This is a genomic window from Pandoraea commovens (genome assembly GCF_024704525.1).
In the GTDB taxonomy this organism is placed as follows: Bacteria; Pseudomonadota; Gammaproteobacteria; order Burkholderiales; family Burkholderiaceae; genus Pandoraea; species Pandoraea commovens.
Genome location: NZ_CP102780.1, coordinates 3,291,642 through 3,309,074, shown reverse-complemented (window position 1 = coordinate 3,309,074; position 17,433 = coordinate 3,291,642). Strand labels below are relative to the sequence as shown.

Genomic DNA, 17,433 nt, shown 5'->3' with positions numbered 1-17,433 from the left:
GCTCAAATGCCACGCGAACGATGGGACGGCGCGCTGTGACGACACTAATAAGCCTTGGCAGCGCGCTGGCGATGGCGCTGCTTGCGGGATGTAGCGAATACAAAGCGTCGACGGCGGATGCAACGGCCCCCCTGCTGGAATCGGAGAGCGGCGGGGCTTCGCTGGCGCGGATGGAGCCTCCGGTTGCGTCATCGCGAGAGGTCGAATCGCGGATGCGCCCGGTGGCAGCAGCGGTGAAGCTGAGCGATACGCCGAGGGTAGGCACGGTCGTGAGCGGCTCGTACCGATGGATGGCGGATTGGCCTGAGACCGATAGCGTACATCTGTGGGAAGCCGCCGCCGGACCGACACGCATTCGCGTTGTCGGACGGACGCGCGAGATGATGCCCTCGGCAGGTTTGCGCGGCGTTCGCATTCGTTACTGTGTCAAGCCGGTCATCGGCGTGGGCACAACCCGGTTGACAGGGCACAAGACGTGCTCGGCGTGGACCACCGTCGATGGACCGGGTGCGGTCGTCGCCGGAAGTGTCGGGAGCGCCGGATAAGGCAGGTAACGGGCGGGGGCCGAGAGCGGCCCACGCGCCGGACTGTCGGGCCCCGTAATCGTCGCCCAGCAGCAATGCGGTCACGCCTTCGTGACCAACGCGTGCGTCGGCAAGACGCACATTCCTCTTTTGGGAAGCCATGACGCGAAGACACGGCGAGGGATCGCGCGCGCCCACGGCTGACTTCTTTTAACAGGATCCAGCAAATGATGGTAAAGATTCTGATTGCGGACGATCACCCGATCGTCGCCTCCACGCTACGTGAAATGCTGTCCCCGGACCCGGGCTTTCACGTGCTGCCTCCCGTCTCGAATTCGACCGAGTTGTTCAAGGCGCTCGAAACGAATTCCGTCGACGTCCTCATTACCGATTACTGCATGCCCGGTGGCGCATTCGGCGATGGCCTCGTCATGATCAACCGCGTCCGTCGCAAGTACCCCGACGTCAAGATCATCGTGTTCACGTCGATCGAACAGCCGGCCATCATTCACGCACTCGACAGCTGTGGGGTGTTGGGTGTGATGACCAAGTCCGACGATCTGCGTGAAATCACCGTGTGTGTGGAGCGTTGCCGTCGCGGTATGAGCTATCGCGGCGGGCGCGCCGAGCAGATTCTCGAGGAGCAGATGCGCCGCAAGCCGACGGCACGACGCCCGCTCTCGCCCAAGGAAATGGAAGTGCTGCGCATGTATCTGGATGGTCAGAACGTGTCGCAAATTGCGGGCGCGCTGAAGCGTTCGGCCAAGACGATCAACAACCAGAAGCGCATGGCCATGTGCAAGTTGGGTTGCCGCACCGACATGGAGTTGTTCAAGCTGCATGTGTCGAGCCCGGTTCAGTTTGCGCGTGACGGCGAAGCCGAAGCGCCGAGTGCCGCCTGAGTTCGCCCCGACCACAGACGTTGGAGTCTATGCCTGCCAGAACGATGACGCGCGACATCGCGATCGCGGGCCGCCTGCTTCGCATTGGTGGCCTGCTGGCCCTGCTGTTCGGTTTGTCGGTGTGGGTCGCAGCGGTCTCCTATGCGCTCTTCGGCACACTCTGGCAAAGCGGACAAAAGACGGAGTCGTTCTTTGCGGCTGTCGGGCGAGAAATCCGGGACCTCGAAATCTTCAACGAGCAGGCCCGCGCGATGGCACAGGCGACCCAGGCAAGCACCGTGCGTCCGGGCGGTGCCACGCAGGCGCTGACCGACCGCATTCTGAAGCCGCTTATTTCCATGCCGGTGGGCACTGCGCGACGCATCAACGGGGTGGGCTGGGACAGCGAATTCGAAATCGTCAAACTGGCGGAAATCTCGCAAGAGCGGGCAGCGTTGCTAGCGCGTCTGACGTTGCGCCTTATGGTGCTCGACGCCAACTTCTGGAGTCCGCTCGACGCACAGGACGAGACCTTCATCATTTCCGCAGACGGTGCGTTTGCCACCTATCGTCCTGCCGTTGGCCGCGAAGCGTTCAGTCCGGCCGATCTGGCGCGCGACACGCAGGCAATGCTCGCAGAAATCAACAAGGTCGAGCGCTATCACGCGCGTATCCGGGGCAACAGTGAAGGTCCGTTCTGGACGTACAACTACACGCATCCCGTCACGCATCTGAAAACCGTTTCGAGTTTCGTGCCGATCCGCGATCTCAACGGCCATCTGGTGCTTTATGTCGGCACCAGCATGTCACCGGACATGATCGTGCCGCCGCGCATGCGCAACCTTGAACGCTCCGGCGAAGCGCTCCAGTTGATTTCGGAGGACGGCCTTGTCATTGCGAGCGCCGGGCTTCCGATGTCGTCATTGGGCTATTTGCGTACGCTGGTTACGTTGCCGCTCTTTGGCGGAGCGCAGATGACCTTGCGCTCCGACGGTCAGCGTCTGGTGTTTGAGCGGCGACTGGCTTCTACGCCGTGGTTCGTGCGTTACGCCGTGCGCCCCGCGCAGTTGCTGCAAGAGAACGCCACGTTGCTGCTCGGTGCGACATTGCTATTGCTTCTGTACGCTGGCGGCGTCTATGCAGGCATGCGTTATATGCGTCAACGGATCATCGAGCCTGCGCGTCAGCGTACGACGGCGTTGCTGGAGCGCGATGCTTTCACCCAGACGCTTATCGAGACGGCACCCGTCGGTATGGCGATCATCGATCCGTTCGAGCCAGCCGTGGTGATGAGTAATCCGGCGTATGCCGGTACGGTCGATTTGCTCAGACATCTTGGCGATGGCGAGTTGACGCGGATGTACCGTCAACTGCACAGCGGCGTGGTGGCGCGTCCTGTCCGGCGTCTGCTCAGTGCGCTCGACGATGCGGGTGAGCGCCACTACGCAGTGAGCTTCGTCGACACGGTGTTTCGTGAGCAACCGGTGTTGATCGGCACACTGTCGGACGTCACCGAACAGCGCCGCTTCGAGCTGGAGCAACGCAAGGCACGTCTTGCTGCGGAGAGCGCCAATCGCGCGAAGGACGTGTTCCTCACGACCGTCAGCCATGAGATGCGCACGCCACTGTACGGCACGCTGGCGTCGCTCGAATTGCTCAGCGCGCAGAACCTTGGCGACGATCATCGCTATTACGTGGACGTGATGGAGAGTTCGACGCGTAATTTGCTCGATCTCATCAACGATCTTCTCGATTATTCGCGCATTCAGGTCGGTCGCTTCGAGCTGAATTCGCGCGATTGCTCACTGCTCAAGGAGCTTGAGGCGGTGGGGTTGTCGTTTACGGGCCGCGCGCGATTGCAGGGCCTCACGTTGGACTGGATGATCGATCCGCTCCTCGCGCGCGCGGTGCACACGGATGCGCTGCGTCTCGGACAGGTCGTGACGAACCTTGTCGGCAACGCCATCAAGTTCACCGAAAAGGGGCACGTGGCGTTCAGTGCAATGGTGACGCGCTCGGACATGCAGGGCTGCGACGTGGCCTTCACGGTTGGCGATAGCGGTGTCGGCATTGCGGCCGCAGATCTTGCCGATCTGTTCCGGCCATTCGGCAAGAGCACCACCGAGCCGGGGATGCAGCATGGCACCGGGCTGGGACTGGCGATTTCGCATCAGTTCGTCGGCATGCTCGGTGGTGTTCTGGCCGTCGACAGCGAGGAGGGGCAGGGCACGACCATGCGCTTCACGCTGCATCTGCCGTGGGCACCCGAAAGCGAGGCACCGGTTGTCGTGGATTCGCAGGAAACGTTCGCTTATGTGAGCGCATTGTCGCGTCGTCACTGGTACCTCGATGCGTTGATCCGCCGTGCGGGGTTCGTCCCGGTTCGATATGACGACGCCGTGTCGTGGTCGACGGGGGACGGCCGCGAACAGGATTCCGGCCTCCTGATGTTCGCGGACGAATGGCCGGTGCGCGGCATGGCGGGCGCGGAAGTCTACTTACTCCGTGCTACGCCGGTGGACCGTCCGGCAGGCAGCACACCGACGTGGCCGCGCGACATCGCCCTGCTGCAACAGGCCGAACTTTGGGAGGCACTGGGCGCCACGCCACGCCCGGGTCTGTCGACCAACGCCGACCTGCCGGTGCCGGGCACGGCCAACGCGCAGACGCGCGTGAGGCCGTTGGCCGGTTGGTACGTACTGGTCGCAGACGATCATCCGATCAGTGGCATGTTGCTGTCGCGTCAGTTGGAAGGTCTCGGCGCGATGGTGGATTGCTATCACGACCCTCGCGAAGCGCTTGATGCGTTCGATGCCGAGTCGCACATGCTTGTTATCACCGATGCGAACATGCCGCACATTTCCGGGCATGCGCTGGCGACGGCGATCAAGGCACGTGCACCCCATGTGCCGGTGGTGGTGGCCACGGCAGACGTCACCCTGCGCAATGATCGCGAGGCGAAATCGCCTTACGATGCGGTCGTCTACAAACCGGTGGATGCCCGTTCGTTGCTACGTGTCATCGAACTGGTTCGCTCGCGCTACCCGTCGCTTTGCGTGGAGATCGCGCCGTTGCCGGCGTCGTCGCGACTGATCGAGAATGCACCCAAACCTGTGCCTGAGACGGCGTCATCCAAGGACTGGCGTTTGCCCTTGTCGGACATGCTCGACACCTTCGTCAAGATCGCGGACCAGGACATCGCAAATTGCCGGGCGGCGCTCGCCGAGTCCTCGCGCGAGACACTCCGCCACTCGGCACACCGGTTGCGTGGCGGCTTCATGGCGTTCGGTCTGAGTTCGCTGGCGTCCCTGGCCGCACAGGTCGAGCACCTTGCGCCGCAGTCGTCGGTCGGTCAGATGGAGGCGGCTTTCGACTCACTCGATACGGCCTGGAACGATTGGCTGCGCTCGCAGGGACACGCCATCGCCAGCGACGCGTGAGCGTGAGGTAGGAGGGGATGGCGGCGGGCGGTGCCGAAAAGGCGGCCCGTCGTGCTATTCCACGAAATGCTCCGATATCAGCTGACGTAGCCACTGATTGCCTGCGTCCTGATGATAGCGGCGGTGCCAGAACACATTGGTTTGCAGCGCTGGCAGACGCAGGGGCGGTTTGACGAAGTGCAGCCCGAATGGTGCTGCGGCGCGTTCGGCAAACTTCTGCGGCACCGTCACGACCAGATCGTTCGTGCTGACGATGTAGGGCACTGCGATGAAGTGGGGCACCCAGAAATTGGCGTCGCAACCGAAGCCAGCCTGTGCGAGAAGCTGATTGACGCGCGCGTAGGGGTTGTCGCCCGTGGCGACGAACAGATGGCGAGCCGCCTTGAATTCGGCCAGCCCTGCGTCCGGCGAGTCGAGCGCGTGACCGATGCGGAACATGCTCACATATTGCTGCCGGAACAATCGTCGCTGGAAGAACGGCCCCGTCAGATCGTCGAAAGCCCCTACCGCAAGATCGATGCGTCCTGCGGCCATCGCCTCCTTCAGATCGGGCAACGATGCCCGAACCGTGCTGATACGCACCCCTGGCGCCAGCTGAGTGCACAGGTCGATCAGCGCGGGCATGAAGTACACCTCCCCGACGTCCGTCATCGCCAACGTAAATTCCCGCTGGCTAGTCACCGGATCGAACGCCTCACGATGGTTGATGGCCCGAGATATGCCTGCCAATGCAGCCGACACGGGTTCAGCCAGCGCCTCAGCGAACGGCGTGGGCTGCATGCCGGTGCCCGTGCGCGTGAACAGCTCATCTTCAAACGTCTGACGCAACCGTGCGAGTCCGTTGCTGACGGCGGGCTGCGATAGCCCCAGCTCCCGTGCCGCCTGGGAGATGCTCCGGTGCGTAAGGACCGCATGGAACACCACCAGCAGGTTCAAATCGACGTCGCGTAAGGAAATCATAGAGAAAGCGTCAGCGGCTCACCGGAGTGATATTCGCATTGTGAATATAGTGGATTTGTCTATTTATATCGCAAAATGTGGTCGCTTGGCGGACAATTGTTCCATTCGAAAACAGGAGACGAGGCACTCATGCGTCAAGCAGATCAAATTCAGGGGGAACTGGGCTATTTGTCCGGTTTCGCCAATGAGTTCGCGACCGAGGCATTGCCGGGCGCACTGCCGATCGGGCAAAACTCGCCGCAACGTGCGCCTTACGGCCTCTACGCGGAACAACTCTCGGGTACGGCGTTCACGGCACCTCGCGGTCACAATCGCCGTTCGTGGGTGTACCGCATTCGTCCTGCCGCCATGCACAAGCCGTTCACCGCGATCGAGAACACGCGCTGGTTGAGCCGCTTCGATGAGGTGCCTACGCCGCCGAACCAGATGCGTTGGGACCCGCTGCCGATGCCCGAAGCACCGACCGATTTCGTCGATGGCATGGTCACGATGGCCGGTAACGGCGGTCCGGACGCTGGTCACGGCTGTGGCATTCACGTGTACGCGGCCAACAAATCGATGGACGGTCGCTTCTTCTACAACGCCGACGGCGAATTGCTGGTCGTGCCGCAAGAAGGGCGTCTGCGTATCGCCACCGAATTCGGCGTGCTGGAAGTCGAGCCGTTTGAGATTGCCGTGCTGCCGCGCGGCGTGCGTTTTCGCGTGACGCTGCCCGACGGCCGCGCCCGTGGCTACATTTGCGAGAACTACGGCGCATTGCTCCGTCTGCCGGATCTGGGCCCGATCGGCTCCAACGGTCTGGCGAATCCGCGCGACTTCCTGACGCCTGTCGCAGCATATGAAGATGTCGAGGGCGACTTCGAACTGGTGGCGAAGTTCGGTGGGGCGCTGTGGCGTGCCGATATCGGCCATTCGCCGCTGGACGTGGTGGCCTGGCACGGTAACTACGCGCCGTACAAATACGATCTGCGTCACTTCAACACGATTGGCTCGATCAGCTACGACCATCCGGATCCGTCGATCTTCCTGGTGCTGCAATCGCAAAGCAATGCGCCGGGCGTCGACGATATCGACTTCGTGATTTTCCCGCCGCGCTGGCTGGCGATGGAAAACTCGTTCCGCCCGCCCTGGTTCCATCGCAACATTGCGAGCGAGTTCATGGGCCTGATTCATGGCGTGTACGACGCCAAGGCTGAAGGCTTCGTGCCGGGCGGCGCGAGCCTGCATAACTGCATGTCGGGTCATGGCCCGGATGCGGGAACGTTCGAGAAGGCCTCGGCGGCCGACACGAGCAAGCCGCACAAGGTCGATGCCACGATGGCCTTCATGTTCGAAACGCCGGCGGTGATTCGCCCGACGCGCTTCGCACTGGAGACCAAGCAGTTGCAGGACAACTACTACACCTGCTGGCAGGACTTGAAGAAGCACTTCAACCCCAACCAGAAGTAAGGGACGTTGCTGGCGTTAAGGGCACACACGCCATTGCGCCACGACACCTTTGATCATCCCGACGGCCGGCCCGGCGCTTCTCTCGCGCAGGGTCGGCCGAAGCATTAGCTCGAACAAGGAATTCCACATGACTGCTCTCCTGCAAAGCTGGGTCGCGTCCGCCAACACCGGCGTGACGGACTTTCCGCTGCAAAACCTGCCCTACGGTGTGTTCAGCACGCAAGCACAGCCCACACCGCGCGTCGGCGTCGCGATTGGCGATCAGGTGCTCGATCTGGCGGCGCTCGAAGCCGCCGGCGTGCTCAAGGCAGGCGACACACCCGTCTTCTCGCTAGCGTCGATCAATGCGTTCGTGGCGCTTGGTAGTGCCACCTGGCGTGCCACGCGTGCTCGCCTGACGTCGCTGCTGGCTGTCGACGGCGACGCCGCGCTGCGCGAGAACGCCGCGCTCAAGTCGAAAGCGCTCGTGCCGCTGGCGCAAGCCACGCTCCATCTCCCGGTGCAGGTGCCGGGTTATACCGACTTCTACTCGTCCAAAGAACACGCAACTAACGTGGGCAGCATGTTCCGTGATCCGGCTAACGCGTTGCTGCCGAACTGGCTCGAAATTCCGATCGGCTACAACGGTCGGGCCAGCTCGGTGGTCGTGAGCGGTACGCCGCTGCACCGCCCGAACGGCCAGATCAAGCTGCCCGATCAGCCGCGCCCGATTTTCGACGCCTGCCGCAAGCTCGACTTCGAACTGGAAACCGGTTTCATCGTCGGTCGCGAAACGGCCATTGGCGAAGCACTGAATGTGGAAGATGCCGATGCCGCCATCTTTGGCATGGTGGTCCTCAACGACTGGTCCGCCCGCGATCTTCAGCAATGGGAATACGTGCCGCTCGGTCCGTTCAACGCGAAGACGTTCGGTACGTCCATCTCCCCGTGGGTCGTGACGATGGAAGCCCTCGAACCGTTCCGCGTGGCCGGCCCGGCGCAGTCGCCCGAGCCGCTGTCGTATCTGCAACAGCAAGGCAAGCATGCGTTCGATATCGAACTCGAAGTCCTGCTGCAAGCCGAAGGCGATGCCGAGGCGACATCGATTTGCCGCACGAACTTCCGTCACATGTACTGGAGCATGGCACAGCAATTTGCCCATCACACGGTCTCGGGCTGCAACGTACGCGTGGGCGATCTGATGGGCTCGGGCACGATCAGCGGCCCGACGCCTGACTCGTTCGGCAGCCTGCTCGAACTCACGTGGAACGGCAAGAATCCGATCACGCTGGCCAGCGGCGCGAAGCGCTCGTTCATCGAAGACGGCGACACCGTCGTGATGAGCGGATGGTGTCAGGGCGATGGCTATCGGGTCGGCTTCGGCAACGTGTCCGGCAAGATCCTGCCTGCCAAGGCGCGCTGAACACACGGGTCGGGACTGATTCCGGTCTGATCCCGACCCGATCCCGCTATGCGGGGAAGCGTTGCCACCACGGATTGACGCGTCCGACTGACAGGCTCGCGGTGACACGGCAACGTGTCGGCGTGTAGGCCAGTTCATTGGCGACACGACGCAACAGTGGCGGATCCCCCAGGCGGGCGCGACGCGGCACGCGTAGCGAGCGCCGGGTGCGCGGGGTGGTCTGGACGGTGGTCTTTGTGGATGGCATGGCGCGGCTCCCGAAGGCGTGTGGGTGTGAGAGCCATTTAGCCACGTCGCGGTGATATGCGACAGGTGAAGGAATCCGAAAAATGGGTACGGGGCGCGTAACGTACGCGCCCCGCGTTCACCCCTCCGACGGGGCGGTCAGCGAGGCTTTTTGGCGTCCGGTGCGGCCGTCGACAGTGCCTTCGGTGCCGCCTCCGGCGTGCCTTCCGGCAAGGCCTTCCCATCCGAAGGTGACGCCAACGGTGCACCGCTCGGTGCTGTCGCCGGACGATTCAGTCCCTCGTTGATCCACGCCATCAGCAGCGTGTATGTCACGGCGAGAATCACCGGACCGACAAACAGTCCGACGATGCCGAACGTCAGCATCCCCCCGAGTACCCCCGCGAGAATCAGCGTCATCGGCAGATCGGCACCCCGGCGAATGAGCATCGGTCGCATGACGTTATCGAGCATGCCGATGAAGATCGACAGCACCAGCAGCAACGTGGCGAGCGTCGGGCTGTCTTGCCAGTAGAGCCAGGCCACGCTCGAGAGCAGGACCGGGAATGGGCCGATCTGCGCGATACACAGCACCAACATCAGCGCCGTCAGGAAACCCGGCAACGGCACGCCGGTGAGCCACAGGCCGAGTCCGCCGAGCAACGACTGTGTGACGGCCGTCACGACAATCCCAAGCGCGACCGCGCGAATCGACATACCTGCAAGCCGCACCGACTCCTCGCCGCGATCGCCACCGAGGCGTCGCGCAATGCGGATCAGCGCCCGTGCGGCACGTTCACCCTGCATGAAAAGAATGCCGGAGATGATCAGCGTCAGGCCGAGGTGGACTACCAGCAAGCCGATGGACCCCAGCTTGGAAAAGCCCCACGACGCCGCCTTGACGGCATATGGCTGAACCTTGGAGACCAGACCGCCGGGACCGGCGGCCGCAAGCGACTGCCATTCTTCGCTGGCGCGCTGGCCGACCACGGGAATGCGCGCGAGCCACTCGGGCGGCATGGGGAGTCCGTTCTGGCCGAAGGAATGTACCTGATCGCTGATGTCCGAAGCGTGTCCGATCAGGGTGCCGATCGCTGCCGAGAGCGGTGCCACCACGATGATCAGCATGCCCATGATCATGATGGTCGTGGCAAGCCACCGTTTGCCCCACAGGCGACGCTGGAGACCGATGAGCAACGGCCAGGTCGAGGCGACGATCGTCACGGCCCAGATGAAGGCGGGCAGGAACGGCAGCAACACCCATAAAGTGCCGACGATCAGCAGTCCGAGGACCAGCACGATCAGCAGGTTACGAGCGAGTTCGCTCGGCGTGGAATTAAGCATAGGCGCTCCGGCAGGCAGGGGATGACGCGTCTTGCGGTGCGTCCGTCAGAAGTGTCATGCGCAAAGAACGCGCTTGGAGAGCAAGATGCCACGCCGGGGCAGTCACGGCAAGTGCGCGCAACACTTCGTCACAAAGCCGTCTGGACGACGTCGTGTTCGCCGTCTGCGTCCGGGGGCGTGGCCGTCTGGTGTCTCGCTGGCGGCGACACACCGGCGGGCGGGATCGACGTCCCTCGTTTGCGTGCCTGAAAGCTCTGATGTCCGGGGTGCGGGGCATGTGCATCGGCCGGCACAGGACGACTGACGTCGCTGTCCGACGACGCGCTGATGGCGTCGTTCATTGGCAGGAAGACGGCGTCGTCGCCGGCCGTGTCACTGGCATCGGGGTGTTGCCCGTTGGCGACGGAAAAGGCGTTCGTACGGTGGCTAGCCGGGCTGGCGGGGCTGACCGGACTGTCAGGCAGATCGGAGTGAGAGCTGCCTGAGGAGTGCCCCGAATCGTCCTGCGAGGTCAGTGTGACGGTGCTGATCTTCGGCCGTCCCCGACGACGCGTGTAGGCCGTGGCAATCGCCTCATGCCGCGACGCCATGCCCTGCATCGATACAAAGGACGCAATCAATCCGTAAAGCACGCTGAGCACCGCCTGCGTGTGCCAGTCGATGCCCCCGCCCGCAGCGCTGCCTGTCTCCGGGGGCGTGGTCGTGTTAGCACGCAGCGCCAGCGCGTTTTCCCAGACGGGCTCGTCGGAGCCGGATGCGTCGAACGCATCGTCGATCTCTCCGGTCGCGGAAGCCGCGCCGTGGAACGTCGATAGAAAATAGAAGCCGAGGGTCAGTGTGAGCCAGATGGCCTTCGGCGCGCCGGAGCGAAGCAACGCCCCGAAGGCGGCCCGAAACGCGGGCCAGAAGGACTCGCTGCCCTCCGGCGGGGCGTCGTCGCTCATCTTGCAGATCAGATCGGCAAAGCGATCCTGCAACAGCGGTTCGAGCCGGGCATGGTCCGGGTCCAGCGCAATGCGGTCGATGATCGGCCCGAGGAGCGCGCCGGGGATCGGACACAACAAGATCTCGAGCGCGGCGTGGATCGTGTTACCGAACCGATACGCCATGATGCCCGGCACGACACTCGACAGCCCGGCTTCGGCGGCGATTCGCGCCAGATTGCGCACGACACCGTAGCAAAACACGAATCCGATCACGTGCGCGGCAACGTCTCGTACCGGATGTCGCAGCATGGCGCTAACGGCTTCGAGCGACTGCGTCGGTGTGATACGCGCCATCCGGCTCGCCAGTTCCGGATGCCCTGCGGTAAAGCGCGCCATGCCGATCAGGTTGATCAGCACAACCCCCATCGCTTCGACGGGCGGCCACATGAGGGCCAGACGCCGCTGAGGATCGACAGTGTCCGCGAGTACGGCGAGCACGGTGGAGCCGAAGGCGAAGGGAAACGCGTCGCGCTCCAGGCCGATTTGCATTGCGCGCCAGGAGATGCCGGGATGCTCGTGACGAACGAGCGCATCGAGCCGATGCCGGACCGTGTCGACGCACAGACCGCGCTGGGCCAGCAGTTGCGATTCCGTGCGCAGATGAGGAAGCAGGTCATCGAACCACGGCGGCGTGGCCGTCATGGTGCTGGGGCGAGCGCCATTGCGCGATGCGGCGTTGCAGTGCATGCGTTCAAAGCGGCGCAGCGCGGGCACGGCGATCTCGTCACGCAGCATCGTGTAGATCTGATCGGCAGCGGCGGGGGCGTCCCGTGCGATGGACAGGCCTGGCGCAAGGGCGCGTCCCCGTTGTGTACCCCGCGACGATGCCAGGTTGGCAGTGCGCCGCAGCACTAGCGAGAGTTCGTCGCCTTGTTCTCGAGGAATCGCCTGTGCGGCAGTGGTGATCCGAGGGGCGCGATGACCGTACGTCAGCATCAGGGCTGCCTGCTGCGCGCGTGCGAAATCGCCGACGAGGTGCCGTGCTGCTGCGGTCGATGGTGTGACCGTTGCGCCGTCGACGCTCAACGCGTTGACGCGTGAAAAGTAAGGGGAGGCGAGCGAGAGTTCGTGAGGCATGTCGTCGGTGGACGGCCGGACACGCGCGTTTTCCCGATTCCCTCTACCCGCGCCGCCCGCGGCCGTTTCGCAGGAGAAATGAAGTGGGCGATGCTACCCGTATCCCCGCGCCACGACGACGCTCGGACAGGCGTTTAAAAACGTTCATTCGCAATCCTGCGTAGGTGCCGTCGCGCATTGCCAGTGACACGTCACCGGCAATCACGCAAAACGTCGCCAACCGTCGGCCTGTCCCGCACCTGATTTACTCGGGCACGACCATGACGCCTGCACGCAGGCCGTTCGCTACATCCGGATTGGGAAACACGATGCGCTCTTCAGGATGCGAAACGGTGTAGGTGTTCTCGCCGTCGCGCGCCAGTACGGTGCCTGCGGGATACGCCGTGAAGTTCGGCGTGTCGGCGGGCACGTCGAGGACGAATGCATCCGTACGGCGCACGATTTCGGCTGCGACACGAAAGCGCCTCGCCTGCAACACCTGTCCATCTTCGCGCGCCGCCATGTCACCCCCGGACAACCATCGGCGCAACGCGGCGTCGATGCCCGCGAAGTCCGCCAGCCGGTTCTCGCCGAAGGGCGCGACCTTGCCCAGCTCCAGCGTGCAACTCTCGGCCCCGAAGCGCGCGCAGGTGTAGTACGAGAACGTGACGGACGGCTGTTCGGTGCGCATCGTCGCTTCGATATCGGCGGCGGCGAGGGCGTCGAACCAGGCCGCCCGAGGGGGACGTTCCGGAGTGCCCGGCACGACCGCGAAGCGGGGGAACAGCGAAGCGCGAATCGCGGTGTGCATGTCGACGTGACGTCGCTGACGGCGCACGCCGTCCACCCCCGCAAAGAACTGCGCCACGATGACTTCCAGCTCGCGTGCGCGCTGAACGGCCGGTGACTCCGCACGCTTGGCATGCGCGCCCTGGAACAGGCGGTTGAGGTCGTACTCGAGATAGCGCTTGCCTGCACGCACGGCATCCGGGTTGCCGAGCACGACGAGCACACGCTCGCGCAGCGTCAATTTTCCGTCGGCGATGTCGCGCAAGATGCCGTCGACGATTTCGATGGGAGCCGTCTCGTCTCCGTGAATGCCGCAGGAGAGGACGGCGTCATAACGATGACTCGGTTGTTCCGCTGCGGATGGGGATGTGCCGTCGGCCGCATCTGACGTCGTGGCGGTTGCGTCCATCCCGGACGGTGTCAATTCCAACACGCCCTCTGCGTGCCGCTGCCAGTGCACACCGCAAGGATCGATGCCTGCGTCATGCGGGTGATCTCGCGATTCGCGTACGTCACTGAGCCAATGACGAAGGGCCGAACGTTTGGCGTCGGTCATGATGAGCATTCTCCTAAAGCTGACTCGTATTCTATGCGTGTCCATGGCGTGACTGTCATGTGACGTCGCGCATGCCCGGGGGACAAGCGTTTGCTGCCGGGTACAACGGCCGCGCATTGTTCCGTCTGTCGAATCCGTGTCATCATGATCCGCATCGCACGCCGCATCATCGGGCGTGGCCTCCGGGACTGCGACTCATGAGCGATCTGTACATCGAAGGTGTCTGGCGCGCTGGCAACGGGGCGCAATTCTGCTCTCTCGATCCAATGTCGGGCGACGTTGTCTGGCGCGGGCATGCCGCCGATGCGGCGGACGTCGACGCTGCGGTGCAGGCCGCGCGTCGTGCCCAACGCGACTGGGTGCGGCTCGGCGTTGATGCGCGTCTGGCCATATTGCAGCGCTTCGCGGCCATCGTGAGCGCGAACACGGAAAAATTGGCGGACGCCATCGGCCGTGAAACCGGTAAGCCGCTCTGGGAGGCGCGCACCGAAGTCGCGACGATGTCTGCCAAAGTGGTCAACTCGGCCAGAGCCTATCAGGAGCGAACCGGCGAGCGACGCAGTCAGGTCGCCGACGGCGAGAGTGTCGTGCGGCACCGCGCCCACGGCGTGATGGCCGTCTTCGGTCCGTACAACTTTCCCGGGCATCTCCCCAACGGGCACATCGTGCCCGCGCTTCTCGCGGGCAATACGGTCGTGTTCAAACCCAGCGAACTGGCACCCGGCGTCGCGCAGCGCACACTCGCATGCTGGATCGAAGCCGGTTTGCCGCCGGGCGTGCTCAATCTTGTGCAAGGTGCGCGTGACACTGGCGTCGCGCTGGCCGCGCATGACGCTATCGACGGCGTGTGCTTCACCGGTAGCTCCGCCACGGGGCGTGCGCTTCATCAGCAATTCGCGGGGCGGCCGGACAAGATGCTGGCGCTTGAGATGGGAGGCAATAATCCGTTGATCGTCGACACGCCCGCGAACGTCGACGCTGCCGTGCATGTCGCCGTGCAGTCGGCCTTTTTATCCGCCGGACAGCGATGCACCTGCGCGCGCCGGTTGCTGGTACCCAAAGGCGGGCAGGGCGATGCATTCATTGAGCGGTTGGCGTACGTCACGCAACGCGTCAGTGTCGGACGCTACGACGCCGAGCCGCAGCCGTTCATGGGCGCCGTGGTGTCGTTGCAGGCGGCACGTCGCATGACGGCTGCGCAGGCCGATCTGCTGGGGCTGGGGGCGCACGCCATTGTGCCGTTGTCTCAGCCCGATGGTCGCTCGGCGCTGCTGACGCCCGGTCTGATCGACGTTACGACGCTCGCGGAGCGCGATGCCTTGCCCGACGAGGAGTACTTTGGACCGTTGCTCCAGGTGCTTCGCTACGACGCATTCGATGACGCCATTCAGCTCGCGAACCGCACCCGCTATGGACTCGCCGCCGGGCTGCTGTCCGACGATCCCGCGCGATACGAACAGTTTCTGGCTGAAATACGGGCAGGCGTCGTCAACTGGAACCGCCCGACGACAGGGGCGGCGGGCGCCGCACCGTTCGGCGGGGTGGGCGCGTCGGGCAATCATCGGCCGAGTGCGTGGTACGCCGCCGATTACTGCGCGTACCCGATCGCGTCGATGGAGACAGATCGCCTGGCGATGCCGGAACGTCTGAGTCCAGGATTGGATTTTGGCGCAGCGTGATTCAGGCACAATGCCGCAGATTGCTGTACGCAGTGCCGTAGGTTTTTCGTCCCAGGATTTGGGTTTTTCTCTCAGGAATTCACATGACGCGCTTTGCCCTCGAAGCCAACTTCGACGGATTGGTCGGCCCCACGCACAACTACGCGGGTTTATCGTTTGGCAACGTGGCGTCAGCCAACAACGCCAATAGCGTATCCAATCCGCGCGAGGCCGCGTTACAGGGGCTCGCCAAGATGAAAGCGCTGGCCGACATGGGCTATGCGCAGGGTGTGTTGCCGCCGCAAGAGCGTCCGTCCGTCGCGTTGTTGCGCACGCTCGGGTTTTCGGGGGACGACGCCACCGTCATCCGTGAGGCTGCTCGCAGCGCACCGGGACTACTGGGGGCCGCCTGCTCGGCGGCGAGCATGTGGACGGCCAATGCCGCGACCGTCAGTCCGTCGGCCGACACCTCCGACGGCCGAGTGCACTTCACTGCCGCGAACCTTTGCAGCAAGCTGCACCGCGCCACCGAACACGAGACCACATCGCGCGTACTGCGTGCCGCATTTCCCGACGAGGCCCACTTTGCGCATCACGACGCGTTGCCCGGATGGCCGTCGCTCGGCGATGAGGGGGCCGCGAACCACACGCGGCTGTGTGGTGCGTATGGAGAGCGCGGCGTCGAGTTCTTCGTCTACGGTCGCGACGACCTCGCTACCGCCGCAGCGCCCCGGCGCTTTCCCGCCCGTCAGACGTTGCAGGCGAGTCAGGCCATCGCCCGCCTGCACGGACTGAACGAGGCGGATGTCGTTTTCGCCCAGCAACATCCCGACGCCATCGACGCGGGTGTCTTCCATAACGATGTGATTGCGGTGGGCAACGGCAACGTGCTGTTCTGTCATGCACAGGCATTCCTCGATCAGGCGGCCGTGCTGGCCACGCTGCGCGAACGGCTGGCCGCACAGGGTACGTCGCTCGAAGTCGTCGAGGTCTCGGCTACCGACGTATCGATGGAAGACACTGTGGGCAGTTACCTGTTCAACAGTCAGCTGCTTGCGAGAGCGCCGGAGGCGGGGGGCGGCATGCGACTGGTCGTGCCACAGGAATGTCGCGAGCGCCCGGCAGTATGGCGTTATCTGGAGTCGCTGGTCGCCAGCGGTGGGCCGATTCGCGAGCTGCACGTCTTCGATTTGCGCGAAAGCATGCGTAACGGCGGCGGACCGGCGTGTCTGCGGCTGCGTGTGGTACTCACCGACGAAGAGCGTCAGGCGGCGCATGCGGGGCTATGGATGGACGATGCTCGCTACGCCACGTTGACCGATTGGGTGAAGCGTCACTACCGCGACCGGTTGGCGGTGGCTGATCTCGCCGATCCGGCGTTGCTGGACGAGTGCCGCACCGCGCTCGACGAGCTGACGCGACTGCTCGGTCTCGGCAGCCTGTATCCCTTCCAGCGCGTGGCGTGACCGGCGCCGAGCGTCGTGTTGCCGCCAACACATTCCGTTTTGCAACGACAAAGGAGTCGATTCGATGACGACGATCATTGGTTTGTCCGGCAGCCTGCGCAAGGGCTCTTACAACACGGCGTTGCTGATGGCCGCCAAGGCGGTGGCACCGGCGGGCGTTACCCTGGACGTCAGGACCCTTCACGGCATTCCGCTGTATGACGGCGATCTCGAAGCGAGCGAGGGGATCCCTTCGGCGGTCACGGCCCTGAAGGACGCTATTGCACAGGCCGACGGTCTGCTGCTCGCGACCCCCGAGTACAACAACGGCATGCCGGGCGTGTTCAAGAATGCGCTCGATTGGCTATCGCGTCCGCCAGCAGATAGTGCACGGGTGTTTCGCAACAAGCCGGTGGCGATCATGGGCGCATCGCCCGGCGGTTTCGGCACCATCCTTAGCCAGAACGCCTGGTTGCCGGTGCTGCACACTTTGCAGACCACACCCTGGTGGCAGGGGCGGTTGATGGTGTCGCATGCGAACAAGGCCGTCGACGCAGAGGGCAATCTCGTGGACGAGGCTGTACGTCAGCAAGTGAAGGATTTTGTCGCAGGCTTCGTCGAGTTTCTCGGCTAGCGCAACGTTTCTGGATGCGGTAGTCGTTATTAATCATTAGCTTACGGTGATTAATTAACGTTAAATGTCGAAAGTTGAGCGATC

The 17,433-nt window shown here is 63.7% G+C and carries 13 protein-coding genes; 8 read left to right on the top strand and 5 right to left on the bottom strand.

The window, feature by feature from the left end; all coding sequences use genetic code 11:
* Window positions 1-35 precede the first annotated feature (35 nt).
* The 3 genes from NTU39_RS15160 (at window position 36) to NTU39_RS15150 (ending at window position 4,845) form a co-directional block, all read left to right on the top strand.
* Window positions 36-545 (top strand): hypothetical protein, encoded by a 510-nt coding sequence (locus NTU39_RS15160; protein WP_150662901.1) that lies wholly within the window; start codon window positions 36-38, stop codon window positions 543-545.
* 206 nt (window positions 546-751) lie between these two features.
* Window positions 752-1,426 carry a response regulator gene (locus tag NTU39_RS15155; RefSeq protein WP_039398051.1) on the top strand — a complete coding sequence of 225 codons (675 nt, stop codon included), beginning with the start codon at window positions 752-754 and terminating at the stop codon, window positions 1,424-1,426.
* 29 nt (window positions 1,427-1,455) lie between these two features.
* A complete protein-coding gene (locus tag NTU39_RS15150) occupies window positions 1,456-4,845 on the top strand; it encodes a hybrid sensor histidine kinase/response regulator (RefSeq protein WP_150662900.1) in 3,390 nt (1,129 codons plus the stop codon).
* A gap of 54 nt (window positions 4,846-4,899) precedes the next feature.
* On the opposite strand, the gene NTU39_RS15145 is transcribed toward NTU39_RS15150, so the two are convergent.
* On the bottom strand, window positions 4,900-5,805 hold the full coding sequence (locus tag NTU39_RS15145) for a LysR family transcriptional regulator (RefSeq protein WP_257957977.1): 906 nt from the start codon (window positions 5,803-5,805) through the stop codon (window positions 4,900-4,902).
* 129 nt (window positions 5,806-5,934) lie between these two features.
* Here NTU39_RS15145 and hmgA point away from each other — a divergent pair, with 129 nt between their 5' ends.
* On the top strand, window positions 5,935-7,254 hold the full coding sequence (hmgA, locus tag NTU39_RS15140) for a homogentisate 1,2-dioxygenase (protein ID WP_150662898.1): 1,320 nt from the start codon (window positions 5,935-5,937) through the stop codon (window positions 7,252-7,254).
* Window positions 7,255-7,381: 127 nt separating this feature from the next.
* Window positions 7,382-8,656: a fumarylacetoacetase gene (gene fahA / locus NTU39_RS15135; RefSeq protein WP_257957976.1), complete on the top strand. Its 1,275-nt coding sequence runs from the start codon at window positions 7,382-7,384 to the stop codon at window positions 8,654-8,656.
* Between the two features lie 46 nt (window positions 8,657-8,702).
* Here fahA and NTU39_RS15130 read toward each other — a convergent pair whose 3' ends face one another.
* The 4 genes from NTU39_RS15130 to astE all read right to left on the bottom strand — a co-directional run bounded on the left by NTU39_RS15130 (window position 8,703) and on the right by astE (window position 13,612).
* Window positions 8,703-8,903 carry a hypothetical protein gene (locus NTU39_RS15130; RefSeq protein ID WP_150662896.1) on the bottom strand — a complete coding sequence of 67 codons (201 nt, stop codon included), beginning with the start codon at window positions 8,901-8,903 and terminating at the stop codon, window positions 8,703-8,705.
* 137 nt (window positions 8,904-9,040) lie between these two features.
* A complete protein-coding gene (gene ydiK / locus NTU39_RS15125) occupies window positions 9,041-10,225 on the bottom strand; it encodes an AI-2E family transporter YdiK (protein WP_257957975.1) in 1,185 nt (394 codons plus the stop codon).
* Between the two features lie 128 nt (window positions 10,226-10,353).
* On the bottom strand, window positions 10,354-12,288 hold the full coding sequence (locus NTU39_RS15120; protein WP_257957974.1) for a hypothetical protein: 1,935 nt from the start codon (window positions 12,286-12,288) through the stop codon (window positions 10,354-10,356).
* A gap of 244 nt (window positions 12,289-12,532) precedes the next feature.
* Window positions 12,533-13,612 carry a succinylglutamate desuccinylase gene (gene astE / locus NTU39_RS15115; protein ID WP_257957972.1) on the bottom strand — a complete coding sequence of 360 codons (1,080 nt, stop codon included), beginning with the start codon at window positions 13,610-13,612 and terminating at the stop codon, window positions 12,533-12,535.
* Between the two features lie 197 nt (window positions 13,613-13,809).
* On the opposite strand from astE, the gene astD reads away from it, so the two are divergent.
* The 3 genes from astD to NTU39_RS15100 all read left to right on the top strand — a co-directional run bounded on the left by astD (window position 13,810) and on the right by NTU39_RS15100 (window position 17,349).
* Window positions 13,810-15,291 (top strand): succinylglutamate-semialdehyde dehydrogenase, encoded by a 1,482-nt coding sequence (astD, locus tag NTU39_RS15110; protein WP_257957971.1) that lies wholly within the window; start codon window positions 13,810-13,812, stop codon window positions 15,289-15,291.
* A gap of 83 nt (window positions 15,292-15,374) precedes the next feature.
* Window positions 15,375-16,736 (top strand): N-succinylarginine dihydrolase, encoded by a 1,362-nt coding sequence (gene astB / locus NTU39_RS15105; protein ID WP_257957970.1) that lies wholly within the window; start codon window positions 15,375-15,377, stop codon window positions 16,734-16,736.
* Window positions 16,737-16,800: 64 nt separating this feature from the next.
* A complete protein-coding gene (locus NTU39_RS15100) occupies window positions 16,801-17,349 on the top strand; it encodes an NADPH-dependent FMN reductase (protein WP_150662891.1) in 549 nt (182 codons plus the stop codon).
* The last annotated feature ends 84 nt before the right edge of the window (window positions 17,350-17,433 follow it).